We start from the raw sequence: 26790 nt of genomic DNA, 5'->3' as shown, positions 1-26790 counted from the left end.
AGCCCGGCGGGCCGTCCGGTTCGACGCGCCGCCGGACCCAGCGGGCCACCGGACCCAGCGCGCCGCCGGGCTCAGCGGGCTGCTGCCCGGTGGGGTCTGCGGGGCGGCCGGTCCGCGGTTCCGGCGGGTCCCTCGCCGGACACCGCACGCCGATGACGGGTCCGCTGCTTCACGCTCACCTGGCCGACCAGTTCCCAGAAGCACACCAGCGCGGTGAGGGGCGGGATCCCCACGATCACCAGCCCCAGCAGCGACCGCGACGAATGGCTCACGGACAGCGCCACCGCCATCGCGGAGGCGACCAGGACGATCCCCCACGACCGGCGGGCGGACCGCTGCTGGACGGTGGCCCGCAGCACGGACAGCGCCGCCACCAGCCACGGCCCGTACACCGTCAGCGGCCACCACCGCGCGAACTCCGGGGGCAGCACCGCACCGGCGATGGCGCGCAACTGGTCGTAGGAGTAGGAGATCGACCACCACAGCATGGCCAGCGCGCTGAGCGCGATCGCCGCGATCAGGGCGGTGACATGGGTGACGCGCCGCCCGCCGTCGAGGAAGGAGGATTCCTCGTCCTCCTTCCGGCGGCCGGTCCGGTGCCGGCGGCGCCCGCCGGCCGGCGCCACGGCCGGTTCCACGGCGGCGGCGGCGACCGCGGAGGCGCCGGACAGCATCTGGGCCAGCTCCTCGACCGGGTCCCAGCCGTCCCCGGCCGGGTCCGGCTCGGCCTGCGGAACGCCCCAGGCGTACGGCGCCCCGGCCGGCGGGACGTGGTACGGCCCGTAGGGCGTCTCCGGCTGCCCGAACCGCCCGGACTCCCCGCCCCCGCCGGACTCCCCGCCCGCTCCGAACCCTCCGGCCGCTCCGAACTCCCCTGACTGCGGGGACTGCGGCGGGTGGTACGCGTACTGCGGTTCGGGCGGAGGGACGTAGTAGAGCTCGGTGTCGTCGTAGGTCCCGTTCATGAGCCGCCCCCGCCGTGCCTGACCGTCTGCTCCACCACGGCCCGCGCGTACTCGCGCTGCACGCGGCCGATCCGGATCAGGAACTCGTCGAACAGATCGGAACAATGGGTGAGATGCGTGTCGCCGTCCGGCGGCTCGGTCTCACCCCTGGCCACGTCGTGCTCAGCCGTACTCGTCACTCCCACCTAACGATCAACACGGGACGCACGGGTGTCCGGCATTCGGGGGATACGCGTCCCCCGAAAGAGGGGCAGACGTCCTGGACCGTCCCGGCGAGTGCCCGAAAAACCGGGGCTGCGGAGGTGGCGCCGGGATCCTGGCGGCCGGCGGTCCAGCCGTACGCGGCGATGCCGAGACCGGCGTCGACCGCCTTCTGCCCCGGCACCCCGGCGACGCCGAGCGAGCCGGGCACGGCCCCGGCGCCACCCGGACGCCGGCAGAGCCGGAACGGCCCGCCGGTGCATCTGCCTCGTGGCGCCAGGGCCATTCGGGCCCCGCTCCGGCACGTCTGCGCGCACTCGCCGGTCCCAGCGGTTTAAGTGATCTGGCCACCCCGCCTTTTCCTCCCTTCACGGACTTGCCGGGTGGCTCCCGCTGAGCACACGTCCCCGCTGGGAGGTTCGTTGAGTTCGTCACGTCCGCCGAGACGATGGGCCGGCTTCACCGCCGCGGTCGGCCTGACCGGTTCGCTGTTCCTGGGCGCACCGGCGGCATCGGCAGCACCCACGGCCACGGAGGACGGCCGGCCGAGTGCCGTGCCCCTCACCCAGGTCAGGCCCGACCCCGACACCTCACGGGTGTGCCGGGGCCTGGTGCCGTACCCCATTCCGCCCGCCTACCGCTCGTACTACCTCTGCGGCGACTGGCGTCTCGGCCCGCGCCGGCTGCCCACGCAGGGCCCGGTGGGCACCATCCTCCGGGGTTACAACCGGCTGGGCGGCCTGACGGCCGTGCAGTTCCTGAACCGCTGGTGGCTGCCGTCGGCCGACTCGGGCCAGGGCGACTGGGACTACCCGCCGGACGACGGTTTCGCCCACGACAGCCAGGGCCGCCCGCTCGGCGCGCCGCTGCTCCTGCACGCGTCGGACCGCCTGATCCTGGACCGCTTCGGCAACGAGTCGGGCAGGTTCATGTCCCCGGCGGGCACGAAGTTCGGGCAGCGGGCGATCCCTCCGTCGAACCTCAACACCAGCGACCCGCGCTACCCGTACAACTACCACTTGTACCGGCTGGCGAAGGACCTCACCGTGTGCGCGGGCCCGGCGGCCCCGGCGTTCGAACAGCCGGGCGGCGCGATCCAGTACGCGACGGCGAGCAGCAGCGTCTGCCCGACGATCCCGTTCACCACCGTGGCCAATCTGGTCTCCAACGGCACGCTGGTGAGGGCCGCGGTACCGACGGACCAGCCCAAGTCGCTGCAGAGGCAGCCGCTCCTGCACACCCCGGCACGCTGACCGGACGCCCGGACAGCACCGCGTGAACCGCTGTGAACTGCACCGGGCGTTGCGCGCGGCCGGAGTCCCGGACGCGTACTACGAGATCCCCGGCTGCACCCACGGCCCGTACCCGGCCGACCGCTACTTCCTGGAGGAGCGGCCCGGCGGGGTATGGGCCGTGGGCGTCCACGAACGCGGCACCCGTGAGGTCGCGGCCCTCTTCCCCACCGAGTCGGAGGCCTGCGCCTGGCTCCACACCCGGCTGACCGCTCCCGCCCCGCCCCCGGTCCCCCTCACCCCGGAAGAGACGGAAACCCTCCTCCACCACCCCGAAGCCGCCCAGCAACAGGCCCGCGAGTCCTACGAACGCGCCCGCGCCGAACGGCAGCGGCCCGACGACGAGAACGGCTGATCCCGTTGCTCCCACCCGTGCAGTGGCCCCCGGGGGGGCCACTGCTGCGGTACCACCGAAGAGCGGTGCCACTGCTAAGCACGAACGTCTTCGGCAGCATCGCGGTGGCGCGGGCATCGGCACGGCGGCCACGCAGAACTCAGGTCGTAAAGGCTCAACGGCGTATCGGACGCGATCCGTACCTCAGCGCGCTGCTCGATCACCCTGCCGTCGCGAATCCGGGTGACCCTCATCGTCATGAGGTGGAAGGGAGCGTGCGTCTCCTCACCGTCCTCGGCGGTCGGCCCGGCACTCACTCTGCGCCCTCATGGGTGGCACGGTGCCGGGCGAGCAACACCCGCTTGTCGCTTTCCCGCGAGTGGTCCCCCTCGGCATGCGCGGTCCGCTGTTCGTTGCCGATACCTACGCACTCTGCACACGCGGAAGCCGCCTGGGCGGAGGCCGGTGTTCTACGGTCCATGCGTCACTGCTCCTGCGCAACGGTGGCCATACCCCTCAGGCCTTGGACGGTCGAGGGGCCTCATGAGTGGACTGTACCGCAACTTAGTACGTCTTAGGACGTCCCCAGTTGGCTTAGCATGATCTATGCCCGGTGATGCTGTGCTTTTACGGTCACTGCATGATTGAGCTCGACCGGGACGCGATGACGCCGATGTACGTGCAGTTGGCCAATGTGCTGCGCGACCGGATTCGGCGCGGTGAGATCCCGGTCGGTCGGCGCCTGCCCTCACAGTCGGAGTTGGAAGTGGAGACCGGGGGCGTGGTGTCGCGGCGGACCATCAAGAGCGCGTTGGAAGTCCTCTCCGAAGAGGGCCTCGTTCAGGGCGTCCAGGGAAAGGGAGTGTTCGTGATCGCGCTCCCGGAGAAGCCCGCAGACGCGTAGGAACCTTCATCGGCGACCCAGTGCCACGGGATGCCGCCGGAGGTGCCTCGTACCGCGCACCCGCCAGACGGGCCAGCAGCGGGCCAGCGCGCCCACTTGATGGACACTTCGGATACGGATTCGCCGACCAGCACCCCCCCAGAAACGACAGAACCCCCGCCTGACCAGGTCAGCGGGGGTGTCGACCCCGAGGGGTCCGGTAGGCCCTGTGGGACTCGAACCCACAACCAATGGATTAAAAGTCCACTGCTCTGCCAATTGAGCTAAGGGCCCCGGTGATGTTGCCTCCCTGAGCATAGCCGCCCGGGGCCGTGTCTCCGATCGGGTATCGGGGACACGGCGGTGAGGAGCGGCACCTGGGTTACGGGGCGGTCCGTCCGGTGGTGGTGACCGCCGGTTCGCGGGCGGGGGTGCGGGCCGGGTTCAGGAACCAGTGGCGGGCCGACACCAGCCACCACGTCGCCGCGAAGCCCAGGACGGCCAGGACCGCCACCGGGGCGTAGTTGAAGGTGTCCCAGGTGACCGGGGAGACCTGGGGGAGCATGAAGAGGATCGTGATCGCTCCCACCCAGGCGACCGACACGACACCGATCGCACGCGACCAGCGGCCCAGGTGCCACGGGCCCCGGTCGAAGTCGTCGCCCTTGCGGAGGCGGAGGAACGTCGGGATGACGTAGGCCACGTACAGGCCGATCACCGCGATCGACGTCACCGCCGCGTACGCGGTGTAGTTGATCAGGTAGGGCAGGCCCAGGGCCAGGGCGCCCGCCGTGGCGAGCCAGACCGCCGCCACCGGGGTACGGGTGCGGGGGCTGACCGTGTGCCACACGCGCGAGAACGGCAGCGCCCCGTCGCGGGAGAAAGCGTAGATCATGCGGCTGTTGGCCGTCACCGACGCCATCCCGCAGAACAGCTGTGCCCCGATGACGACGAGGAGCAGGAGTTTGCCCGCCGTCGCGCCCAGGGCGTCCAGGAGGATCTGGGCGGGCGGTGCGCCGGTCGGGGACGCGAGTTCCCCGTCGTACGACTGGATCGCGAAGGTGAAGCCCAGGAGGAGGACGAAGCCGGCCACCCAGGACGTCCAGATCGAGCGGACGATGCCCTTCGGGCCCGCCGTCGACGCGTCGTGCGTCTCCTCCGTCATATGGGCCGAGGCGTCGTAGCCCGTGAAGGTGTACTGCGCCATCAGCAGGCCGATCAGGACCACGTACACGCCGCTGCCCCAGCCCGTGTTGTTCACGAACTTCGTGAAGACGAACGACGCCGACTGGTGGTGATCGGGGGTCAGGGCCAGCGCGCCGACGATCACCGCCACGCCCAGCACGTGCCACCACACGCTCACGCTGTTCAGCAGCGCCACGATGCGGACCCCGAAGGTGTTCAGGAGGCCGTGCAGGAGGAGGATCGCCGCGAAGAGGAGGATCGTGCGGCCCGGCGTGACCTCGAAACCGAACTGCAGGTTCAGATAGGCCCCGAGGAACGACGCCGCGCCGAAGTCGATGCCCGCCGTCACGGCCACCTGGCCCAGCACGTTGAACCATCCGGTGAACCACGCCCACGCCGCCGCCGTCCGCGGGGGTGCCAGCCGGTGCGCCCAGAAGTAGAGGCCCGCGGAGGTCGGGTAAGCCGAGCAGATCTCGGCCATCGACAGGCCGACCAGCAGGGTCATCAGGCCGACGGCCACCCAGCCCCAGGTGATCACCGCCGGGCCGCCGGTGTTCATACCGAAGAGGTAGAGGGTGAGGCATCCCGAGAGGACCGAGATGATCGTGAAGGAGACCGCGTAGTTCGAGAACGCCGACATACGGCGGGCGAGGACCTGGGTGTACCCCAACTGGGCCAGGCGCTCCTCGTCCGACAGCCGCAGCGGACTCGCGGGGGTGTCGTCATCTGTCATGCCCCCAGCAATTCCCTCGCCGGGTGCGTGACATGCGCCACACGGTGGCCGAAATGTGGTGGTAACGCGACGCGCCCCCGACCCGGGTGTGGAAAGGGTCGGGGGCGCGTCGGTCGTTCAGAAGCAGCTCCGGATACGGGTTCGGATCCGCACCCGGCTGCCGCCGCCGTCAGCCGTTGCGCTTCCAGCGGGGCTTGTCGTCGCGACGGCCGAAGGAACCGGTGCCGCCCCGGTGGTCGTCACGGCGGCCGTACGGGCGGTCACCACCGGCCGAGCGGAAACCCGGACGGTCGTTGCCGGCCGACCGGAAGCCCGGACGGTCGTCACGGCGGTCACGGTTGAACGGGCGGTCGCTGCCGTGGTGGGTACCGCGGTCGGCACCCCGGTCGTCACGACGCTCGAAGCCACGGGCACCACGGTCACGGTCGAACGGGCGGCCGCCCCGGTCGTCACGACGCTCGAAGCCGCGGCCACCACGGTCGCCGCGGTCGGCGCGGTCGTCACGGCGGAAGCCGCCGCGGTCGCCGCCCCGGTCACCCCGGTCGTCACGGCGCTCGAAACCACGGTCGTCACGGCGCTCGAAGCTCCGGCCGCCACGGTCACGGTCACGGTCGAAGGGACGGCTGCCCCGGTCGTCACGGCGGAAGCCGCCGCGGTCGCCACCCCGGTCACCCCGGTCGCGGTCCCGGTTGAAGCCCCGGTCGTCGCGGCGCTCGTACGAACGTCCGCCCCGGTCACCCCGGTCGTCACGGCGCTCGTAGCGCTCGGTGCGCTCCACGCGCTCCGGGCGGTCGACGGCCTCCGTCACCGGCTGCTCCGGCAGCGGCACCTCCGCCGCCTCGGACACCGCGGCCTCGGCCGCCTGCGCCGCCACGGCCAGCGCCTCCGCCGGGTCCTCGCCCCGCTCGCGGGCGACCCGGGCGACCAGCCGGTCGGCCTCCTCGCGCAGCTCCGTCGCACGGCGCGTGGCCCGCTCCAGCTGCTTGGCGAGGTGGCTGACCTCACGCTCGGCCTGCTGCGCGGCGTTGCCCGCCGACTCCGCCTGGACCTCCGTCATCGAACGGGCGCCGGTGATCTCGGCGACCTCCGGGTCGAAGGCCGCGCCGCCCTGGATGATGTGACGCCCGGCGTCGACGCCCGCGTCCTCCATCAGCCGGAAGATCTGGCGGCGCTGGTGCGGCAGGGACAGCGAGACGACCGTGCCGGTGCGGCCGGCGCGGGCCGTGCGGCCGGCGCGGTGCAGATAGTCCTTGTGGTCACCGGCCGGGTCGACGTTCAGAACCAGGTCGATGCCGTCGACGTGGATGCCGCGGGCGGCGACGTCGGTGGCGACGAGGACGTTGACGTAGCCCTCCTTGAAGTCGGCCAGCGTCCGCGTCCGCGCGCCCTGCGTCATACCGCCGTGCAGCGCGTCCGCCTTGGCGCCCGCGTCGCGCAGCTGCTCGGCCACGCGGTCGGCGCCGAGCTGGGTGCGCACGAAGATGATGGTGCGGCCCTTGCGGGAGGCGATGGCGGCGGTGACCGGCGCCTTGTCCTTGGGCTTCACGATGAGGATGTGGTGCGACATCGTCGTGACCGCGCCCTGCGCCGCGTCCACCTCGTGGTGCACGGGCGAGGTGAGGTAGCGGTCGACGAGGGTCTGGATCTCGTTCTCCATCGTGGCGGAGAACAGCATCCGCTGGCCGCCCGCCGGGACCTGGTCGAGCAGCTCCGTCACCTCGGGCAGGAAGCCCAGGTCGGACATCTGGTCGGCCTCGTCGAGGACGGCGATCTCGACGTCCTCGAGGGAGCAGGCGCCGCGGTTGATGATGTCGCGCAGCCGGCCCGGGGTGGCGACGAGGATGTCGACGCCGCGCTCGAGGGCGTAGATCTGGTTGCCCATCGAGGTGCCGCCGCAGACGACCTTCATCTTCAGCCCGACGACGTCGCCGTACGGCTGGAGCGCGTCCGCGACCTGCATGGCGAGCTCACGGGTCGGGGTGAGGATGACGGCGCGCGGGCGCTTGCGCTCGGTGCGGCCGCCGGCCAGCCGGGCCAGCACGGGCAGGCCGAAGGCGAGGGTCTTGCCGGAGCCGGTGCGGCCACGGCCCAGGATGTCCTTGCCGGCCAGGGCGTCCGGGACGGTCGCGGCCTGGATCGGGAAGGGGGTCGTCACACCGTTCTGCGCGAGCTTGCGCACCACGCCCTCGGGAAGGCCGAGGTCCCCGAAGGTGACCTGGGGAGCGGCGGGCTCGGAGGCGTTCCCCGTCCCGGTCCCGGCCGCGGCTTCGAGGACGGCCTCGGTCGTGACGTCGTCGTTCTCGGTGTTCCCGGGCACGGCGAACTGATCAGTACTGGCAATGGACATGCGAATGCGAAACCTTCCGGAGTCTCGTCGGCACGCGCCCGTCAACTCCGTGATTCGCATTACGACCGCCTCAATGCGGTCCGCCACGGCAAGGGAGAGTACGCGCCACACGGCGCGCTCTGCGGTGGCGCCGGGCAAATGGGATCAAACGATCTACCACCATACGCACCCTCCACCCCCCAAGGCAAACCGAGCCCTGGAGACCCTCGTCACGTGCGCCGGTGGCCGTCGGCCGCCGGGCCTCAGTAGGTCAGCGGAACGGATGAGGCGACCGGCGTCGCGGCGGTCAGGGCGGCGTAGGCGGGCGTGCCGGCCACCGGCGCCGGTGCCGGGGCGCGGTCGGCGAGTTGGGGGCCGGTGCCCTCGTGCGCGGACGAGGAGGGCTCGGCCGGGGGCGGGGGCTGCGAGGAGGGCGGCGGGGGTGCCTCGGTGGGCGGGGCGGACTCGGTGGGCGGCGCCGGAGCCCGGGTGGGCGTCGGCTGCGCGGGTGCCGTCGGGGTCGCCCGTGCGCTGCCGCCGGGCTGCACCGACGCGGAGGCGGGGACGCCGTCCGCCTCCTGGCCGGGCGCGGCCGACGGGGTCTCCGCCTCCCCCGGCTCGCGTCTCCCGGCGTGCCGCCCGCGCCTGCCGTCGCCGCCCGCGTCGACCCCGAAGCCGCGCCCGCCGCCCGACGCCGCCGACATCCCGTCGGGCGCCGGGCCGCCCGGCTGCCCCGCGGAGTGCGAGGGGGCCGCCCGGTGCGCGTCACCGTCCTTCACGTTCACACAGCCGGTGGCGGCGGCGGTGACGGCCACCACGACGGCGGCCAGCCGCACCGGCAGCCCGGTCGCCGACCACGCGGCCGACCGGGTGGCCGGGCGCGCCGGCAGCCACGCCGACAGCTGCGTCGGCAACCGGACCGGCAGCCGGACCGGCAGGGGCTGCGGTTCCCCGGACACCTGCGGCAGCGCGGGGGGCTGGGGCTGCGGGCGGGCGGGGGCGTACGGACGGGCAGGCATGCGCAGAGGGCGCACGGCGGTCACCTCCGGGGCTCGAGGAAGTCAACGTGCCCAACTCCCTTCGCCCGCAAGAGGACACGCGCCCTCTTCCCGGCACGGCCGGGACAGGCCCGCTCAGCCGTACCCGAGCGCGTGCAGCCGGGCGTCGTCGATGCCGAAGTGATGGGCGATCTCATGGACCACGGTGACCTCCGTCTCCGCGACCACGTCGTCCCGCGTCGCGCACATCCGCAGCGTCGGGTTCCGGTAGACGGTGATGCGGTCCGGCAGCACGCCCGCGTACCACTCGCCCCGGTCGGTGAGCGGGGTTCCCTCGTACAGCCCGAGCAGCCCGGGGTCGTCGGCGGGCGGCTCGTCCTCGACGAACACCGCGACGTTGTCCATCAGCCGAGTCAGCTCCGGCGGAATCCGGTCGAGCGCCTCGGCGACCAGTTCCTCGAACTCCTCGCGCGTCATCTCCAGCACAGGGCCATTGTCCGGTACGGAACGTCCGTACGAGAGTCGTGAACCGTCCCGTATACCCATGCGTATCCGGGGGCGGACTTGGGCATACGCGACCAATGGTCCGCCTGCCCGCCCGTACCCGTACCCCCGACGTCCCGCGGAACGACCGCCCCCGCGGCCGCCGGGGCACCCGCGGCACCGCCGGCCACCGCCCCGGACCCGTCGTGGCCCTGGTGCCCGGCGTCGCCCGCCCCTGGGCGCGCGCCCTCGGGCTCGTCACCGTCGTGCTGCTCGGCGCCTGGCTCGGGCTGCTGGTCGTCGGCGACGTCCGCGTCCCGGTCGGCCCCATGGACACCACCATGACCCTGCGCCCGTCCCTCACCGGCGGCACGAAGATCAACGTGTCCCCGCTGGGCGCGCTGCGCCTGGACAGCCATGTCGCCCCGGTCCGTCTCGACGTCAACGTCGACCGGCTCGACCCCGTCCGCTCCCAGGCCCTGGTGGACCACCCCGAGCGCCTGTCCGGGCTCCAGGACGAGGTCGGCCGGGACGTGCAGCGCGGCACGCTCGACCTGGCGGTGCGCTCCGGCGTGGCCGTCGTCTCCGGCGCCACCGCCCTCGGTCTCGCCGTCTACCGGCGCCCGCGCCGCGCCCTGGCCGCCGGCGGGCTGGCGCTGACGCTGCTGCTCGCGTCGGGTGCGACGGCGTACGCCACCTGGAACCCCAAGTCGGTCCTGGAGCCGAAGTTCTCCGGGCTGCTGTCCTCGGCACCCTCGCTGGTGGGCAACGCGCGCAGCATCGTCACCGAGTTCGACGTCTACCAGAAGGAGCTGGCCCGGCTGGTGACGAACGTGACGAAGCTCTACGACGTCACGTCCACGCTCCCCGCCTACCAGCCCGACCCGAGCACCATCCGGGTGCTGCACGTCTCCGACATCCACCTCAACCCGGCGAGCTGGAAGATCATCGCCTCGCTGGTGCGGCAGTACAAGGTGAACGTGATCGTCGACTCCGGCGACACGATGGACCACGGCACGGCGGCGGAGAACGGCTTCCTCGACCCGATCGCCGACCTGGGCGCGCCGTACGTGTGGGTGCGCGGCAACCACGACTCGGCGACCACCCAGCGGTACCTCGAGGACTCCCGGCGCTTCGGGAACGTCCGTGTCCTGGACGGGGGCCGTGCGGTGACCGTCGCCGGGCTGCGGTTCGCGGGGATCGGCGATCCGCAGTTCACCCCGGACCGTTCCGTGCAGACCGGCGGGGAGGCGGCGGAGGAGCTCGCGGGCGACCAGCTCGCCTCGGCGCTGCGCGACCAGCGGGCCGCCGGGACTCCGGTGGACGTGGCCGTCGCCCATGAGCCGACCGCGGCCAGGGAGACGGACGGTGAGGTGCCGCTGGTGCTGGCCGGTCATCTGCACCACGAGGAGACGGAGGTCATGAGGCTCGGTACCCGGCTGCGGCTGGAGGGCTCGACGGGCGGCAGCGGGCTGCGGGCCGTGGAGCACGAGTACCCGGCGCCGGTCGAGGCGTCGATCCTCTACTTCGACCGGGCCACCCGGCACCTCCAGGCGTGGGACGCGATCAGGCTGGGCGGGCTGGGGCAGACGACGGCGGAGGTCAGCCGCCACCTCCCGGAGGAGAACCGGCCGGGAGCGACCCCCGGCCCGTCGGCCCCGTCCGGCACGGGGTCGGGTCCGCGGAGCCCCTCCGGCACAGCACCGGGCCCCTCCGGCACGGCTCCCCCGGCCTCGGCGTCCCCGGCCCCGTCCACCAGGTGATCCGCGCCGCCGTAAACCGTTTTGGCGATCCTCCCCGCCATCCCATATGCTTCATGACGTCCCCGAGGCGCTGCGAAGCGCCCAGGCGGGCCGATAGCCCTCATCGTCTAGCGGCCTAGGACGCCGCCCTTTCAAGGCGGTAGCACGGGTTCGAATCCCGTTGGGGGCACGTACAACCGTGTGCGACACTGTCGTACACAGCGCAAGGTCCTGTGGAGCAGTTTGGAGTGCTCGCCACCCTGTCAAGGTGGAGGCCGCGGGTTCAAATCCCGTCAGGACCGCTGAGATTCACTCTGTGTATCTCGTGGCTGGGTAGCTCAGTTGGTACGAGCGATCGCCTGAAAAGCGATAGGTCGCCGGTTCGACCCCGGCCCCAGCCACCACCGCCCGACCAGGGCGAACACCCCCTCCGGGATTTTCCCGAGGGGGTGTTTTCGTATCCGGTGTCCGACCGGGCCAGGCGCAGGCCACGATGGACCGGGACGCGAAGCCGGAGGGGCCGGAGGGGCCGGAGTCATGCGGGATGTCGAGTTGGAGAAGGACCGGGCGCGCTACGGATTACTCGCGGTCGTCGTCAGCAACCTCGCGATCGCCGGGGTGGCGGTCGTCGGGGTGTGGCGGCTGGACGGCGACACGTCGGTGACGGTCGGCGTGCTCTCCGCCGCGTTCACCGCCGTGAGCAGCATGACGACCGCGTATCTGGGGATCAAGGCGGTGTCCAACACGGCCAAGTCGATCGCGCTCGGAGGCGACGGCACGGCCGCGGCCCGCGCCGCGCAGGCCGCCCAGCCCGCCCCACCGGCCCACCCCGGGCAGCCGTCCCACGCGCCACCGGCCCACCCCGGCCAGCCGGTCCCGCCGGCCCACGCGACACCGGCGCCCGTGCCGCCGCCCGCCCGGCGCACCCCGTGAGCCACCGACCCGGCGGCACCCGGGTCTCCCGTACGCACCCGCGCCCGCCCCGGGATACAGCTCGGCGTATACACCGGTAATCAAATGGTTGGCCAGGAATTTCCCCGAGGTGCGATCCTGGACCCCGTATGTCTACGCATCCCGCCCCCGCCCTCGGCACTCTCGCCCCTCGCCTCACCGAGCTGACGCTGCGCGACGCGCACCGGCTCGGGCGCCGGCTGGAGGGTGCGCGCAGGATCCGCAAGCCCGAGGCCCGTGCCGCCGTACTCGCCGAGATCGAGGGCGAGGTCGCCAAAGCCGAGGCCCGCGCCGCCGAGCGGCGTTCCCGGGTGCCCGCGGTCACGTATCCCGCGCAGCTGCCGGTCAGCCAGAAGAAGGACCTGATCGCGGCGGCCATCCGCGACCACCAGGTGGTCATCGTCGCCGGTGAGACCGGGTCCGGGAAGACCACGCAGATCCCGAAGATCTGTATGGAACTCGGCCGCGGCGTACGCGGCATGATCGGGCACACCCAGCCCCGCCGGATCGCCGCGCGCACCGTCGCCGAGCGGGTGGCGGAGGAGCTGGACACCCCGCTCGGTTCGGCCGTCGGCTGGAAGGTGCGGTTCACCGACCAGGTCGACCCGGAGGCCACCTTCGTCAAGCTGATGACGGACGGCATCCTGCTCGCCGAGATCCAGACGGACCGCGAACTGCGGGCCTACGACACGATCATCATCGACGAGGCCCACGAGCGGTCCCTCAACATCGACTTCCTGCTGGGCTATCTCGCGCAGCTGCTGCCGAAGCGGCCGGACCTCAAGGTCGTCATCACCTCGGCGACCATCGACCCGGAGCGGTTCTCCCGGCACTTCGGCGACGCCCCGATCGTCGAGGTCAGCGGGCGGACGTATCCGGTCGAGGTGCGCTACCGGCCGCTACTGGAGGACGAGTCGGAGGACGCCGACCGCGACCAGATCACCGCGATCGGCGACGCCGTCGAGGAACTGATGGCGGAAGGACCCGGTGACATCCTCGTGTTCCTCTCCGGGGAGCGGGAGATCCGGGACACGGCGGACGCGCTCACCAAGAAGCAGTACCGCATGACGGAGATCCTCCCGCTCTACGCCCGGCTCTCGCACGCCGAGCAGCACCGGGTGTTCCAGGCGCACACGGGCCGCAGGATCGTTCTGGCGACGAACGTCGCGGAGACCTCCCTCACCGTCCCCGGCATCAAGTACGTCATCGACCCCGGCTTCGCCCGTATCTCCCGCTACAGCCACCGCACCAAGGTGCAGCGGCTGCCCATCGAGCCGGTCTCGCAGGCCAGCGCCAACCAGCGCAAGGGCCGCTGCGGCCGTACGTCGGACGGTGTCTGCATCCGCCTCTACAGCGAGGAGGACTTCACCGCCCGCCCGGAGTTCACCGACGCGGAGATCCTGCGCACCAACCTCGCCTCCGTCATCCTCCAGATGACCGCCGCCGGGCTCGGCGACATCGAGAGGTTCCCCTTCATCGACCCGCCGGACCACCGCAACATCCGCGACGGTGTGCAGCTGTTGCAGGAACTGCACGCGCTCGACCCCGCCCAGAAGGACCCGCGCAAGCGGCTCACCGACACCGGCCGCAAGCTCGCCCAGCTGCCCGTCGACCCGCGGCTGGCCCGGATGGTCCTGGAGGCCGACCGGAACGACTGCGTGCGCGAGGTCATGGTCATCGCCGCCGCGCTGTCCATCCAGGACCCGCGCGAGCGCCCCGCCGACAAACAGACCCAGGCGGACCAGCAGCACGCCCGCTTCAAGGACGAGACGAGCGACTTCCTCGCCTATCTCAACCTCTGGCGCCACATCCGCGAGCAGCAGCGCGAGCGCGGCTCGTCGTCCTTCCGGCGGATGTGCCGCCAGGAGTACCTCAACTTCCTGCGCATTCGCGAATGGCAGGACATCTACTCCCAACTGCGCACCGTGGCCAAGCAGATGGGCATCCACGTCGGCGAACACGACGCGCCCGCCGACCGCGTGCACCTCTCACTGCTCGCCGGGCTGCTCTCGCACATCGGCATGAAGGACGTGAAGGACGGCGCGAAGAACGAGTACCTGGGCGCCCGCAACGCCAAGTTCGCGATCTTCCCCGGCTCGACGCTGTTCAAGAAGACACCGCGCTTCGTGATGTCGGCCGAACTCGTCGAGACCTCACGCCTGTGGGCGCGGGTCAACGCGAAGATCGAACCCGAGTGGGTCGAACCCCTCGCCGAGCACCTCCTGAAACGGACGTACAGCGAACCGCACTGGGAGAAGGACCAGGCGGCCGTGATGGCGTTCGAGAAGGTCACGCTGTACGGCGTCCCGATCGTCGCCCAGCGCAAGGTGAACTACGGCCGGATCGACCCCGAGGTCTCCCGCGAGCTGTTCATCCGCAACGCGCTGGTGGAGGGCGACTGGCGCACCCCCCACAAGTTCTTCGCCGACAACCGCCGCCTGCTCAGCGAGGTCGAGGAGCTCGAGCACCGGGCGCGGCGCCGGGACATCGTCGTCGACGACGACACGCTGTACGACTTCTACGACCAGCGGGTGCCCGCACACGTCGTCTCCGGCGCCCACTTCGACTCCTGGTGGAAACGCAAGCGGCAGGAGCAGCCCGACTTCCTCGACTTCGAGCGGGAGATGCTCATCCGTGAGTCGGCGGAAGCGGTCACCAAGGCCGACTATCCCGACTCCTGGCGGCAGGGCCCGCTCACGTTCCGGGTGACGTACCAGTTCGAGCCGGGCGCGGACGCCGACGGCGTGACCGTCCACATCCCGCTCCAGGTGCTGAACCAGGTCACCGACGAGGGCTTCGACTGGCAGATCCCGGGCCTGCGGGAGGAGGTCGTCACGGAGCTGATCCGCTCCCTCCCCAAACCGGTCCGCCGCCACTACGTGCCCGCCCCGAACTATGCGAAGGCGTTCCTGGAGAAGGCGGTGCCGCTCCAGGAGCCGCTGACGGTCACCATGGCGCGGGAGCTGCGGCGGATGGTCGGCGTGCCCTTCGACGCCGCCGACTTCGACCTGGCGAAGCTCCCCGACCACCTGAAGATCACCTTCCGGATCGTCGACGAGCGGCGCCGCAAGGTCGCCGAGGACAAGGACCTGGAGGCGCTGCGGCTGCGGATGCGGCCCAAGGCCCGCCAGGCCCTCTCCCAGGCGGCCGCGGCCACCGCGGAACGCCGGGGCGGCGAGTCCCTGGAGCGCACCGGGCTCACCGACTGGACGATCGGCACCCTCACCCGCGTCTTCGAGACCCGCCGGGCCGGGCAGCCGGTGAAGGCCTACCCCGCCCTGGTGGACGACGGCGACACGGTCTCCGTCCAGCTCTTCGACACGGAGGCGGAGCAGGCCGAGGCGATGTGGCGGGGGACGCGTCGGCTCATCCTGCGCAACATCCCGGTCGATCCCGGGAAGTTCGCCGGCGACCGGCTCACGAACCCCCAGAAGCTGGCCCTGTCCGCCAACCCGCACGGCACGGTGCAGGCCCTGTTCGACGACTGCGCCATGGCCGCCGCCGACCGGCTCGTCGCCGACTTCGGCGGGCCGGCCTGGGACGAGGAGTCGTACCGCAAGCTCTACGACAAGGTGCGTGCCGAGATCGTCGACACGACCGTGCGGGCGGTGGGGCAGGTGCAGCAGGTGCTCGCCGCGTGGCAGGCCTGCGAACGGCGCCTGAAGGCCGTACGCAGCCCGGCGCTGCTTCCCAACCTCGCGGACGTCCGCGCCCAGCTGGACGGGCTCGTGAAGCCCGGGTTCGTGACGGAGGCGGGGATACGGCGGCTGCCGGACCTGGTGCGCTATCTGATCGCCGTGGACCGGCGGCTCCAGCAGATGCCGACGGGGGTGCAGCGCGACACCACGCGCATGGAGAAGGTCCACGAGATGCGGGACGAGTACGCGTGGCTGCTGGAACAGCTCCCGCAGGGACGGCCCGTGCCGGCCCCGGTGCGGGACATCCGCTGGATGATCGAGGAGCTGCGGGTGAGCTACTTCGCCCATGCGCTGGGCACGGCGTACCCCGTGTCGGACAAGCGGATCGTCAAGGCGATCGACGCGCAGGTGCCGTGACGACGGCTGCACGGTGAGTGAGTTCGACCAAGTGGCACGGGCTCCTGTACAGTCCTTCTCGCAGCACAGCGCACGAATGGTGCCGCAACGCAAGGTCCTGTGGAGCAGTTTGGAGTGCTCGCCACCCTGTCAAGGTGGAGGCCGCGGGTTCAAATCCCGTCAGGACCGCTTGTTCGTCTGATGCCTGGTCCGTCTCCTTCGGAGGAGCGGGCCTTTGTGCTGTCCGGACCGAGCCCCGGAGAGTTCTCTCGCCCCCGCCGCCCCTTCCCGCTCCCGACCTCGGGGGCGCTGCCCCCGGACCCCCGCTCCTCAAACGCCGGAGAGGCTGACTTTCAGCCTGTCCGGCGTTTGAGGACGAGGCCCGAAGGGCCGACAAGGGGGGTCTGGGGGCGCAGCCCCCAGGGACGGGACGGGAAGGGGCGGCGGGGGCGAGAAAAGCCCCGCGCCGACGACCGCACGCCGACCCCTTCCGGGGCACGGGCTCTTGACGGCGTCACATTCCACCAGTACCCAGGAGACAGGCCCCCGTTCCCGGCACGGCCTCTCTGGAGGTGGCGTATGGCGGCATCGGTCAGGCACGAGACGCGGGCCCTGCTCCGCGCGCATCTGTCGGCCGCCTCGTCGTACGGTCACCTCACCCGGCACTGTCCGATCTGCCACCGCCTGCTGCGCCTGGCCATGGACGCGCCGCCAGGGGCCGCGGAGACCGACGGCGGGCGCACAGCGGGTGCGGAGGGCGCGGAGGGCACCGAAGGCGGGGAAGGCACCGCTCCCGGCGTCCCCGAGGACGAGGCGCCCGCGGTCGCGTACTGAGCCGGACTCAAGCCTGGGCCCGAGCCGGCCGAGCCAAACCGGGCCGACCGGGCCGGGCCGACCGGGCCGGGCCGACCGGGCCGGGCCGACCGGGCCGGGTATCCCGACGCTCGAAAACCCTTGGAATGCTAAAACGATTCTGCAACCTTCCCCCGGCCACCGTGCGTCACCGGCTATCATGCGTCTGGCATGTGACAGGAGTCACCGCATGAGTTTCCGAAACCGCGGTACTCACCCATCTCATCCCACAGGTCAATTTAATATGTGCAATTGCACCACCCTGTGAGGCCGTTCGACGCGCAGTTCGACGGGTGCCGCAGAGGACGTTCAGAAGTCCTCCACAGAGGATCCGACAGGCCTCCCCAGAGTCCGACAAGGCCGCGCACAGAGCATCCGCAACCCCCACAGCGGGCCCACAAAAAAGATCGCGCTGGACTCGGCGGAGTCCAGCGCGATCGACGACGCACCCTGTCGCTTGCCTAGAAAGCTCTAGATGCCTTGGGCGTGGAGCCTGTTGGGGCAGACCCCGCGTCGCTTGGAGCTATGGCTTCGGGCACCGCGACCGATTGGGGGACCAGCCGCTTTGCCCGATATGGAGTTGTTGATCAGGCCTCGCTGCGCTGCTGCGGAATGCCCGCCAGCAGTGCGCGGACCTCGGCCTCGCGGTAACGACGGTGTCCACCGAGCGTGCGGATGGACGTGAGCTTGCCGGCCTTCGCCCACCGTGTGACCGTCTTGGGGTCGACGCGGAACATGGTGGCGACCTCAGCCGGGGTCAGCAGCGGCTCGGCATCAGGGGTGCGAGCGGTCATGAGCGGCCTCCTCGGGAGAACCGAACCATCTCGGTTCTTTCCTCTAAATTCTGCACCTTGACCCGCGTTGCCCGAAATGGCGGACGCGAGTCGAGTCGGTTATAGGACGAACGGCTTGTCCTCGGCACTACAACTACACCATCTGTCCAGCCGCGTCGGCCAAACCGATGGAATTGCCCTCCCAGGTGTTCATCAGCCGCGGAAGCCGATGGACCATGCCATAGCGGACAGTCACGCCACTGTGACGATCAGTCACACCAGCGATCAGGAGTCCCCGGACCCATCTTCAGGCCCCCCAAAGCGCGCAATGCGGTGCTTCCACCCAAGATGGACACACCAGGACGGACGGAGTCCTCCCCGGACTCCTTGTCCTATTTTGGCATGAGGAGGGGCAAGTGGCGCAAGGTCCCCGCGCGTGCGGTCCATCACCCTTCGCACAAACGCCCGTATCGAACCCTACGCCCCGTCAGTTCTCCGAAGTGCCGCCGACCGTACGCGCGATCCCTCCGGACCGGCCGTGACATAGATCACCGACGCCGGGCCGCCACCCCGGCCGATACCCCCCACCGATACCCCCCACCGGTACCCCACCGGTACCCCGCCCGTCGCCCTGTCCTGGCCCCGTCCGAGGCCCCGTCCGACGTCCCGTCAGTTCGCCGACCGCAGGTCACGCACCGCGCGCCAGCGCTCCGCGAACCGCGTGTACGCCTCCCCCGCCGCCACCCCGTCGCCCTGCCGCAGCGCCTCGATGCCCTCCGCCACGTCCGCGGCCGAGTGGTCGCCCTCCAGATCGCCGGCCCGCAGCAGGTGTACGAGGCCCCCGTAGTCCAGCTCGACCCGTGACCGCGGATGGAACTCCTCCAGCCAGCGCCCCACGTCGACGAGACCGTCGATCAGCGGCCCCTCGGAGACGGCGTCCCGCAGCGCCCGCAGCCCCCGGGCGACACGCCGCCGCGCCTCCACCATCGGGGTGCGGTAGCGCAGCAGCGGCGGCACCTCCCCGGTGCCCTTCTCGTAGCGCCGTTCGGCGTCGGACACCAGCACGAACCAGCTCAGCGGCACCTGCCAGGTCGCCGTGCGGATCCAGGGGCGGGCGTCGGGGTTGCGGGCGAGCCAGCGCTCGTAGTCCTGCGCGGCCTGGCGCCGTACGACGGGTGGGAGCACCGCGTCCAGCACCGGCGCCGGGAGGCCGTCGCCCAGTTCCTCCAGGACCTGCCAGCCGCGCAGCCGGGTGCGCCAGGGGCAGACGCAGACCACGCCGTCGGCCTCCAGCACGAACGCGTCGCCGCTCTCGTGCACCGGCACCGCGACCGGCGGGGTGGGCAGCAGATCGGCCAGGGACCGGCGCAGTTCGTCCTGGTACGAGGGGCGGTCGGGGCGGCGGGCGTAGCGGGACCAGTGGTCGCGCTCCGGCTCCGGGAAGGCGGCCAGTGGCTCGTAGACGCGCAGATAGGCCGCGTACGGGACGATCACCGAGGACACCTTGGGCACGCCTGCTCCCTCCCCATCGACCTCACTCCGAAACCCCGCCGCCGGGCCTGACCCGGCGCCCGCCCGACGCCCGCCCGACGCCCGTCCGGCGCGTGCCGGGCGCCTGCCGGGCGCGGAGACCGTCCGGCCCCTGCCCGGAGCCCCGTCGCATCCTGCCACGCGGAGGGGCGCACGGACGGGTGCACGGAGAGGGGTGCGGACGGGTGCACGGAGGGGGTGCGGACGGGTGCGCGCATCCCACCGGAGGCTGATCTTCCGCAGGGCCCCGTCCGACGCGCGACGCCAGGCTCTACGCTCGTGCCACAGCACCCGCCACCCGCACGGGAGCTGGTGTCCGACCGCCGCCCCTCCCAGGAGTCACCACCGTGACCGACGTAACCGGCGCACCTGCTGACGTACTGCACACCCTGTTCCACTCGGAGCAGGGCGGACATGAGCAGGTCGTGCTCTGCCAGGACCGCGCCACCGGCCTCAGGGCCGTGATCGCCCTTCACTCCACCGCCCTCGGCCCCGCCCTCGGCGGCACGCGCTTCCACCCGTACCCGAACGAGGCGGCGGCCGTCGCCGACGCGCTCGACCTCGCACGCGGCATGTCGTACAAGAACGCCATGGCCGGCCTCGGCCACGGCGGCGGCAAGGCCGTGATCATCGGCGACCCGGAGCGGGACAAGACCGAGGACCTGCTGCTCGCCTACGGGCGGTGCGTGGCGGCGCTCGGCGGGCGGTACGTCACCGCGTGCGACGTCGGCACCTACGTCGCCGACATGGACGTCGTGGCGCGCGAGTGCCGCTGGACGACCGGACGCTCACCGGAGAACGGCGGGGCGGGCGACTCCTCCGTCCTCACCGCGTTCGGCGTCTACCAGGGGATGCGCGCCTCGGCCCGGGAGCTGTGGGGCGACCCGACGCTGCGCGGCCGCAAGGTCGGCATCGCGGGCGTCGGCAAGGTCGGCCACCACCTCGTGGAGCACCTGCGGGACGAGGGCGCCGAGGTCGTCGTCACGGACGTCCGCGAGGACGCCGTACGGCGGGTCCTGGAGCGGTACCCGGAGGGTGTGAGCGCGGTCGCCGACACCGATGCGCTGATCCGCGTCGAGGGACTCGACATCTACGCCCCGTGCGCCCTCGGCGGCGCCCTGAGCGACACGTCCGTACCGGTGCTGACCGCGTCCGTGGTGTGCGGCGCCGCCAACAACCAGCTCGCCCACCCGGGAGTGGAGAAGGACCTCGCCGAGCGCGGGATCCTCTACGCGCCGGACTACGTGGTGAACGCCGGCGGTGTCATCCAGGTCGCCGACGAACTGCACGGCTTCGACTTCGAGCGGTGCCGGGCGAAGGCCGCCAAGATCTACGACACCACTCTTGCAATCTTCGCACGTGCGAATGAGGACGGGATTCCGCCGGCCGCCGCGGCCGACCGGATCGCCGAGCAGCGGATGCACGAGGCGGCCTCGCCGACCGCCGCGGACCACGCCCGCTGATTCCACCGGCGGCATCCGGGGAGGGACCGGCGGCGGAGGGGAACCCGGCGCTTCGCACCCCTCCGCACCCCTCCGCACCGCACCGGACCCCTCCGGGCCCCTCCGGACCTCTACGCGCCCTTTCGCCGCCGTCCGCGACCCTCCGTGATCTTCCGCAGGCGGCCCGCGACCGCTCCCGGCGGGACCCGGCCGCCGCGCTTCTCCCGCGGCCTCCCGGCCGTCCCTCCGGGCCGCGCACGGGGCCCGCGGGGGCGGGGGAGGATACTCGCGGTACGGCCCCCGGCGGTACCTGCGAGGGGCCACTTGGAGAGAACTCTCACTTCGACCGGCGGGTCGTCCGCCGAGAAGTGGTTAAAATCGCCATTGACCAGCGAGGACAGGGCGCCTCGAGGGCCCTGCGCACACGCCCGTCCTGCGGGCGACGTACCGTATGGGCGCGGGCTCAGGTACCGTGGAAGCCCTACGGACCGGTCTCTCCACGGAGAGCCCGTTCCGGATCATGAACGCGTGTCAGACTCTGGGGCCGTTGAGCCCCGTCGTTGAGGGGGTCGAGCCATGGGGCGCGGCCGGGCCAAGGCCAAGCAGACGAAGGTCGCCCGCCAGCTGAAGTACAACAGCGGCGGGACGGATCTGTCACGCCTGGCCGAAGAGCTGGGTGCATCGCCTTCGAACCAGCCACCTAACGGTGAGCATTTCGAGGACGATGAGCACGACGACGACGACCTGTACTCACGGTATGCCGACCTCTACGAGGACGGCGACGACGAGGACGAGGACGATCACTCCTCACAGCACCGTCGCGGCGCGTAACTGTTCACGGCGGCATGGCCGCTCACACCCGGTCCGGGGCTCAGCACCGGACCGGGTTTCGTGCTGCCTCGCCGACCCTTGACCCCGTAGCCGCCCCGTACCCGCCGCTCGGCATCCCGCCCGCTGCGGGCGCGCACGACGGGTACGACGGGGACGGCACTCGGGTCCGCGGCACGCGCGTCGCTACGCGTAGTCCGACACCAGTTCCGCACCGGTCGTCCTGTCGCCGCGCTCCGTGATCTCACCGGCGACCCAGGACTCGACCCCGCGGTCGGCCAGGGTGGCCAGGGCCGCGTCCGCGGAGTCCTGGGGCACGATCGCGATCATGCCGACGCCCATGTTGAGGGTCTTCTCCAGCTCCAGCCGCTCGACCTTGCCGACAGCGCCGACGAGGCCGAAGACGGGGGCCGGGGTCCAGGTGGAGCGGTCGACCACCGCGTGCAGTCCGTCGGGGACGACCCGGGCGAGGTTCGCGGCGAGCCCGCCGCCGGTGACGTGCGAGAAGGCGTGCACGTCGGTGGTGCGGGTGAGCGCGAGACAGTCCAGCGAGTAGATCCTGGTCGGCTCGAGCAGTTCCTCGCCGAGGGTGCGGCCGACATCCTCGATGTGCGCGTCGAGGGCGAGACCGGCCTGGTTCAGCAGGACGTGCCGGACCAGCGAGTACCCGTTCGAGTGAAGTCCGGACGCGGCCATCGCGATCACGGTGTCACCCGTGCGGATACGGTCCGCGCCCAGCAGCCGGTCCGCCTCCACGACGCCCGTACCGGCGCCGGCGACGTCGAAGTCGTCCGCGTCGAGCAGCCCGGGGTGCTCGGCCGTCTCCCCGCCCACCAGGGCGCAGCCGGCCAGCACACAGCCCTCGGCGATACCCTTGACGACGGCGGCGACCCGCTCGGGATGCACCTTGCCGACGGCGATGTAGTCGGTCATGAACAGCGGCTCGGCGCCGCACACCACGATGTCGTCCATCACCATGGCGACGAGGTCGTGGCCGATGGTGTCGTAGACGCCCAGCCGGCGTGCGATGTCGGTCTTGGTGCCCACGCCGTCGGTCGCGGAGGCGAGCAGCGGGCGCTCGTAGCGCTTGAGGGCGGAGGCGTCGAAGAGACCGGCGAAACCGCCGATGCCGCCCAGCACCTCGGGGCGCCGGGTCTTCTTCACCCACTCCTTCATCAGCTCGACCGCGCGGTCGCCCGCCTCGATGTCGACGCCGGCCGCCGCGTAGGAAGCACCGGTCAGGGGAGTCTCAGACATTGCCTGGGATCTTTCGGTTCGGTTACTGCGGGGCTTACGGGCGACGGATGGCGTCGACCGCGGCCGGGGCTGCCGTACCGGCGGCCAGCTCGGTCTCCAGGAGCCGCTTGCCGAGCAGCTCGGGGTCCGGGAGCTCCATCGGGTACTCGCCGTCGAAGCAGGCGCGGCACAGGTCGGGCTTGGCGATGGTGGTCGCCTCGATCATGCCGTCGAGGGAGATGTACGCCAGCGAGTCGGCGCCCAGGGAGGTGCCGATCTCCTCGATGGTCATGCCGTTGGCGATGAGCTCGGCGCGGGTGGCGAAGTCGATGCCGAAGAAACAGGGCCACTTGACCGGCGGGGAGGAGATCCGGATGTGGACCTCGGCGGCCCCGGCCTCGCGGAGCATCCGCACCAGGGCGCGCTGCGTGTTGCCGCGCACGATGGAGTCGTCGACGACGACCAGGCGCTTGCCCTTGATGACTTCCTTCAGCGGGTTCAGCTTGAGGCGGATGCCGAGCTGGCGGATGGTCTGCGAGGGCTGGATGAAGGTCCGGCCGACGTAGGCGTTCTTGACCAGTCCGGAGCCGAACGGGATGCCGGAGGCCTCCGCGTAGCCGATCGCCGCCGGGGTGCCGGACTCCGGGGTCGCTATCACCAGGTCGGCCTCGGCCGGGGCCTCCTTGGCGAGCCGGCGGCCCATCTCGACACGCGAGAGGTGCACGTTGCGGCCGGCGATGTCGGTGTCCGGGCGGGCCAGGTACACGTACTCGAAGACACAGCCCTTGGGCTTCGCTTCCGCGAATCGGGAGGCGCGCAGACCGTTCTCGTCTATGGCCACGAACTCGCCGGGCTCGATCTCCCGGACGAAGCTGGCGCCGGTGATGTCGAGGGCGGCGGTCTCCGAGGCGACGACCCAGCCGCGCTCCAGGCGGCCGAGGACCAGCGGGCGGATGCCCTGCGGGTCACGGGCCGCGTAGAGGGTGTGTTCGTCCATGAAGACGAGCGAGAAGGCGCCCTTGACCTGCGGCAGGACGGAGTGCGCGGCCTGCTCGATGGTCAGCGGCTTGCCGTCCTCGTCGACCTGCGCGGCGAGGAGCGCCGTGAGCAGGTCGGTGTCGTTGGTCGCGGCGACCCGGGCGGACCGGCTGTGGTTGTCGTTCGGCAGCTCGGCGACCATCTCGGCGAGCCGGGCCGTGTTGACCAGGTTGCCGTTGTGGCCGAGCGCGATGGATCCGTGCGCGGTGGCGCGGAACGTCGGCTGGGCGTTCTCCCACACGGAGGCGCCGGTGGTCGAGTAGCGGGCGTGTCCCACGGCGATATGGCCCTGGAGCGAGCCGAGGGAGGTCTCGTCGAAGACCTGGGAGACCAGGCCCATGTCCTTGAAGACGAGGATCTGGGAGCCGTTGCTGACCGCGATTCCCGCGGATTCCTGGCCCCGATGCTGGAGGGCGTAGAGCCCGAAGTACGTGAGCTTTGCGACCTCTTCACCGGGAGCCCAGACACCGAAGACGCCGCACGCGTCCTGGGGGCCCTTCTCGCCGGGAAGCAGATCGTGATTGAGTCGACCGTCACCACGTGGCACGGCTCCGAGTGTAGGCGAGGTCGACCACTGGTCCGAATTGGGGATACCCGCACGTAATGGATCACTCGCCGCCCACCCCGCCCTGACCTGCCGGAACACCGCCGGACGAGGGTCCGGCGGGGGCGGCGTCGTATGCGGTGGAGTGAGCCGTCGCACATCTTCGCCATCCCCGGGGCGCCGACGGCCACGTCATCGGCGGCACGGCGGCCGGCTGACCGGCCGGGCGGTCGGCCGGCCGGGGCGGCTAGGCCATCAGCGGCAGCAGGGTGCTGATGTCGGCCCGCTCCCCGCTCGCGCTCACCCTCCCCTCCCGGACCTCCTCCTTCCAGTCCGCCCGGCCGGTGGCGAGGCGGATCCAGGTCAGCGGGTCGGTCTCGACGACGTTGGGCGGGGTGCCGCGGGTGTGCCGGGGGCCCTCGACGCACTGCACGACGGCGTACGGCGGCACCCTGACCTCCGTGGAGCCGCCGGGCGCCCTGGTGGCGAGGGCGTCGGCGAGGAGCCGGGTACAGGCGGCGAGGGCCTGCCGGTCGTACGGGACGTGGAGACCGGGGACGGCCGCGTCGAGGTCGTCGGAGTGGACGACCAGCTCGACGGTACGGGTGACCAGGTATTCCTCCAGCGGCAGGGCGCCCGCATTGGTCTCCAGGAGCCGGGTGCCCGGGTGGTCGTCGAGCAGCCGGACGAGGCTCTCCCCGACACCGGCGAGGTAGGCGTCGAGGTCGGGGTGCTCCACGGCGACCCGCCGGGTGAAGTCGGCGATCGCGGCGGAGTTCGCGGAGGTGGCGAAGGGCCAGTCGAGGAGTACGGCGGTGCGCCGGGCCGGTGCGGGCCGCTCCAGGGCCCGGTGGACCGCGGTGACGGCCATACCGATGTGCGCGACCAGCTCCCGCACGGTCCACTCCCCCAGTCGGGTCGGCGACGCGAGCTGCCCGGGGGTGAGCGTACGGACGGCCTCGCGCACGTTCCCGAACTGGGCCAGCACGGCGGCCCGGGTCCGGACGGGGTCGTAGGTCCGTGCGCGCTTCTTGGTGGGAGGCATGGCGGTGAGCCTAGTGAGGGAGCGGTGGCCGACGGGTGACGGGCGTATGTTACAGTCCGATGCTGGTAGAAACTAATTCTTTTAGTTTTTATTGCTGGTTGCAGGTCCCACCCGCCCGGTGGCCGGCCGGGGTTCCGCCGGAAAGGACTTCCGTTGTCCAAGCGTCGCCGCGACCTTCCGCTCGTCTACTCCTGTTCCGGCTGCTCCAGCGCGGCGCAGATGACGAACTGGATCGCCGTCCAGCTCGACCGCCGCGGTGTCGCGGAGATGTCCTGCATCGCCGGTGTCGGGGGTGACGTACCGAGTCTGGTGCGCAAGGCGACCAGCGGGCGGCCGGTCATCGCGATCGACGGCTGCGTCCTGCAGTGCGCCCGCAGCTGTCTGGCCCGCCACGACGTGACGCCCGCCGTGCACCATCTGCTCAGCGACGACGGCGTACGCAAGCGGCTCGGCGAGGACTTCGACGAGAATGAGGCCCGGCAGGTCCTCGACGGCATACTCACCCGCCTGGAAACGGCCCTCACGGACGAGGCAGCGCATGAACCGGCAGCAGACGGCGTCTGAACCGACCGCGTCCCGCCCCGCTCCCGCCCGGCGCCGCCGGAAGCACCAGTGGGTCCCCCCGCAGCACGGCGCCTGGGCCATGCTGCTGGTCCCGTATCTCGCCGGTCTGATCGAGGCCGGCTTCTCCTGGGTGCAGCTTCCGCTGCTGGTGGCCTGGGCGGGCGGCTATCTGCTGTCGTACTTCGCCCTGCTGGCCGTCAAGACGCGCCGCCCCGCCCGGGTCCGCACCCAGCTGCTGGTCTACGGCGGTGTCACGGCCGTCTGCGGGCTCGCGGTCCTGGTGGCCAGCCCCCGGGTCCTGCTGTTCGCCCCGGTCTTCGCGGCCGTCCTCGCGGTGAACGCCTTCTTCGCCAGGGCACGCCACGACCGCGCCCTCGCCAACGGCCTGGTCTCGGTCCTGGCGTCGGTGCTGATCCTGCCCGTGGTGGCGGTGGCCGGCAAAACGCCCCTGGGGCAGGTCGGCGACACCTTCCTGGTGACGCTGCTCTACTTCACCGGCTCCCTCCTCTTCGTCCGCACGACGATCCGGGCCCGCGGCGACCGGCGCATGCTGGGCACGTCCGTCGCCTTCCACGCCGTGGCGCTGGGCGCGGCGGCCTGGATCGCGACGCCGTACGCCCTTCCCTTCACCGGCTACCTGATCCGCGCGGCCGCCGTCCCCCGGCGCGCGCTCACCCCGCTGCGGATCGGCGTCGTCGAGATCGTCAGCTCACTGGCGCTGCTGGCGACGGTGGCGTGGGTGACGGTCTGAACCGGACGCGCAGGCGCATCCGCGCATCCCGCGACCGCGGACGGACCGGAGCACGGACGG

General features: G+C 71.7%; 22 protein-coding genes and 5 tRNA genes. 15 read left to right on the top strand and 12 right to left on the bottom strand.

What is annotated here, in order from left to right; all coding sequences use genetic code 11:
• Positions 1-71: 71 nt before the first annotated feature.
• Together ABZ862_RS34050 and ABZ862_RS34045 are read right to left on the bottom strand one after the other, a co-directional pair.
• Positions 72-965, bottom strand: a complete 894-nt coding sequence (locus ABZ862_RS34050; RefSeq protein ID WP_360966946.1) for a DUF2637 domain-containing protein — start codon at positions 963-965, stop codon at positions 72-74.
• Complete coding sequence (locus ABZ862_RS34045) at positions 962-1144, bottom strand: hypothetical protein (protein WP_360966943.1); 183 nt, start codon at positions 1142-1144, stop codon at positions 962-964. Before ABZ862_RS34045 ends, ABZ862_RS34050 begins: the two co-directional genes overlap by 4 nt.
• A 444-nt stretch (positions 1145-1588) precedes the next feature.
• Here ABZ862_RS34045 and ABZ862_RS34040 point away from each other — a divergent pair, with 444 nt between their 5' ends.
• The 3 genes from ABZ862_RS34040 to ABZ862_RS34030 all read left to right on the top strand — a co-directional run bounded on the left by ABZ862_RS34040 (position 1589) and on the right by ABZ862_RS34030 (position 3696).
• Positions 1589-2419 (top strand): TNT domain-containing protein, encoded by an 831-nt coding sequence (locus tag ABZ862_RS34040; RefSeq protein ID WP_360966940.1) that lies wholly within the window; start codon positions 1589-1591, stop codon positions 2417-2419.
• A gap of 22 nt (positions 2420-2441) precedes the next feature.
• A complete protein-coding gene (locus tag ABZ862_RS34035) occupies positions 2442-2813 on the top strand; it encodes a hypothetical protein (RefSeq protein WP_360966937.1) in 372 nt (123 codons plus the stop codon).
• A 619-nt stretch (positions 2814-3432) separates the two neighbouring features.
• Positions 3433-3696 carry a GntR family transcriptional regulator gene (locus ABZ862_RS34030; protein ID WP_360966934.1) on the top strand — a complete coding sequence of 88 codons (264 nt, stop codon included), beginning with the start codon at positions 3433-3435 and terminating at the stop codon, positions 3694-3696.
• 200 nt (positions 3697-3896) lie between these two features.
• Here the strand turns inward: ABZ862_RS34030 and ABZ862_RS34025 are convergent.
• The 5 genes from ABZ862_RS34025 to ABZ862_RS34005 all read right to left on the bottom strand — a co-directional run bounded on the left by ABZ862_RS34025 (position 3897) and on the right by ABZ862_RS34005 (position 9403).
• A tRNA-Lys gene (locus ABZ862_RS34025) sits at positions 3897-3969 on the bottom strand.
• Positions 3970-4057: 88 nt separating this feature from the next.
• Positions 4058-5593 (bottom strand): amino acid permease, encoded by a 1536-nt coding sequence (locus tag ABZ862_RS34020; RefSeq protein WP_360966931.1) that lies wholly within the window; start codon positions 5591-5593, stop codon positions 4058-4060.
• Positions 5594-5762: 169 nt separating this feature from the next.
• A complete protein-coding gene (locus tag ABZ862_RS34015) occupies positions 5763-7940 on the bottom strand; it encodes a DEAD/DEAH box helicase (protein ID WP_360966928.1) in 2178 nt (725 codons plus the stop codon).
• A gap of 242 nt (positions 7941-8182) precedes the next feature.
• Positions 8183-8938 carry a hypothetical protein gene (locus tag ABZ862_RS34010; protein WP_360966925.1) on the bottom strand — a complete coding sequence of 252 codons (756 nt, stop codon included), beginning with the start codon at positions 8936-8938 and terminating at the stop codon, positions 8183-8185.
• A 114-nt stretch (positions 8939-9052) separates the two neighbouring features.
• Positions 9053-9403 (bottom strand): metallopeptidase family protein, encoded by a 351-nt coding sequence (locus tag ABZ862_RS34005; RefSeq protein ID WP_360966922.1) that lies wholly within the window; start codon positions 9401-9403, stop codon positions 9053-9055.
• A gap of 95 nt (positions 9404-9498) precedes the next feature.
• On the opposite strand from ABZ862_RS34005, the gene ABZ862_RS34000 reads away from it, so the two are divergent.
• The 8 genes from ABZ862_RS34000 to ABZ862_RS33965 all read left to right on the top strand — a co-directional run bounded on the left by ABZ862_RS34000 (position 9499) and on the right by ABZ862_RS33965 (position 16961).
• Positions 9499-11163 carry a metallophosphoesterase gene (locus tag ABZ862_RS34000; RefSeq protein WP_360966920.1) on the top strand — a complete coding sequence of 555 codons (1665 nt, stop codon included), beginning with the start codon at positions 9499-9501 and terminating at the stop codon, positions 11161-11163.
• Between the two features lie 96 nt (positions 11164-11259).
• Positions 11260-11332 (top strand) — tRNA-Glu (locus tag ABZ862_RS33995).
• A gap of 37 nt (positions 11333-11369) precedes the next feature.
• A tRNA-Asp gene (locus tag ABZ862_RS33990) sits at positions 11370-11444 on the top strand.
• Positions 11445-11469: 25 nt separating this feature from the next.
• Positions 11470-11546, top strand: a tRNA-Phe gene (locus ABZ862_RS33985).
• A 133-nt stretch (positions 11547-11679) separates the two neighbouring features.
• Positions 11680-12075, top strand: coding sequence for a hypothetical protein (locus ABZ862_RS33980; protein WP_360966917.1), 396 nt, complete (start codon positions 11680-11682; stop codon positions 12073-12075).
• Positions 12076-12203: 128 nt separating this feature from the next.
• On the top strand, positions 12204-16148 hold the full coding sequence (hrpA, locus tag ABZ862_RS33975; RefSeq protein WP_360966914.1) for an ATP-dependent RNA helicase HrpA: 3945 nt from the start codon (positions 12204-12206) through the stop codon (positions 16146-16148).
• Positions 16149-16241: 93 nt separating this feature from the next.
• Positions 16242-16316 (top strand) — tRNA-Asp (locus ABZ862_RS33970).
• 390 nt (positions 16317-16706) lie between these two features.
• Positions 16707-16961 carry a DUF6274 family protein gene (locus tag ABZ862_RS33965; protein ID WP_360966911.1) on the top strand — a complete coding sequence of 85 codons (255 nt, stop codon included), beginning with the start codon at positions 16707-16709 and terminating at the stop codon, positions 16959-16961.
• A 605-nt stretch (positions 16962-17566) separates the two neighbouring features.
• Here ABZ862_RS33965 and bldC read toward each other — a convergent pair.
• Positions 17567-17773 (bottom strand): developmental transcriptional regulator BldC, encoded by a 207-nt coding sequence (bldC, locus tag ABZ862_RS33960; protein WP_003949541.1) that lies wholly within the window; start codon positions 17771-17773, stop codon positions 17567-17569.
• 648 nt (positions 17774-18421) lie between these two features.
• Positions 18422-19264, bottom strand: a complete 843-nt coding sequence (locus ABZ862_RS33955; protein ID WP_360966908.1) for a hypothetical protein — start codon at positions 19262-19264, stop codon at positions 18422-18424.
• Between the two features lie 365 nt (positions 19265-19629).
• Between ABZ862_RS33955 and ABZ862_RS33950 the strand changes: the two genes are divergently transcribed.
• Together ABZ862_RS33950 and ABZ862_RS33945 are read left to right on the top strand one after the other, a co-directional pair.
• Positions 19630-20745 carry a Glu/Leu/Phe/Val dehydrogenase dimerization domain-containing protein gene (locus tag ABZ862_RS33950; protein WP_360966905.1) on the top strand — a complete coding sequence of 372 codons (1116 nt, stop codon included), beginning with the start codon at positions 19630-19632 and terminating at the stop codon, positions 20743-20745.
• 555 nt (positions 20746-21300) lie between these two features.
• A complete protein-coding gene (locus ABZ862_RS33945; RefSeq protein ID WP_360966902.1) occupies positions 21301-21555 on the top strand; it encodes a DUF3073 domain-containing protein in 255 nt (84 codons plus the stop codon).
• A gap of 183 nt (positions 21556-21738) precedes the next feature.
• On the opposite strand, the gene purM is transcribed toward ABZ862_RS33945, so the two are convergent.
• The 3 genes from purM to ABZ862_RS33930 all read right to left on the bottom strand — a co-directional run bounded on the left by purM (position 21739) and on the right by ABZ862_RS33930 (position 25415).
• Complete coding sequence (gene purM / locus ABZ862_RS33940) at positions 21739-22809, bottom strand: phosphoribosylformylglycinamidine cyclo-ligase (RefSeq protein WP_360966899.1); 1071 nt, start codon at positions 22807-22809, stop codon at positions 21739-21741.
• A 34-nt stretch (positions 22810-22843) separates the two neighbouring features.
• Positions 22844-24373 (bottom strand): amidophosphoribosyltransferase, encoded by a 1530-nt coding sequence (purF, locus tag ABZ862_RS33935; RefSeq protein ID WP_360966896.1) that lies wholly within the window; start codon positions 24371-24373, stop codon positions 22844-22846.
• Between the two features lie 244 nt (positions 24374-24617).
• Positions 24618-25415 carry a sterol carrier family protein gene (locus ABZ862_RS33930; RefSeq protein WP_360966893.1) on the bottom strand — a complete coding sequence of 266 codons (798 nt, stop codon included), beginning with the start codon at positions 25413-25415 and terminating at the stop codon, positions 24618-24620.
• Between the two features lie 153 nt (positions 25416-25568).
• Here ABZ862_RS33930 and ABZ862_RS33925 point away from each other — a divergent pair, with 153 nt between their 5' ends.
• Together ABZ862_RS33925 and ABZ862_RS33920 are read left to right on the top strand one after the other, a co-directional pair.
• Positions 25569-25979: a putative zinc-binding protein gene (locus ABZ862_RS33925; RefSeq protein ID WP_360966890.1), complete on the top strand. Its 411-nt coding sequence runs from the start codon at positions 25569-25571 to the stop codon at positions 25977-25979.
• Positions 25954-26730 carry a YwiC-like family protein gene (locus ABZ862_RS33920; RefSeq protein ID WP_360966887.1) on the top strand — a complete coding sequence of 259 codons (777 nt, stop codon included), beginning with the start codon at positions 25954-25956 and terminating at the stop codon, positions 26728-26730. Before ABZ862_RS33925 ends, ABZ862_RS33920 begins: the two co-directional genes overlap by 26 nt.
• Positions 26731-26790 lie beyond the last annotated feature (60 nt).

The organism is Streptomyces sp. NPDC047000 (assembly GCF_040644295.1).
GTDB lineage: Bacteria > Actinomycetota > Actinomycetes > Streptomycetales > Streptomycetaceae > Streptomyces.
This window is presented reverse-complemented; position numbering and strand designations above follow the sequence as displayed.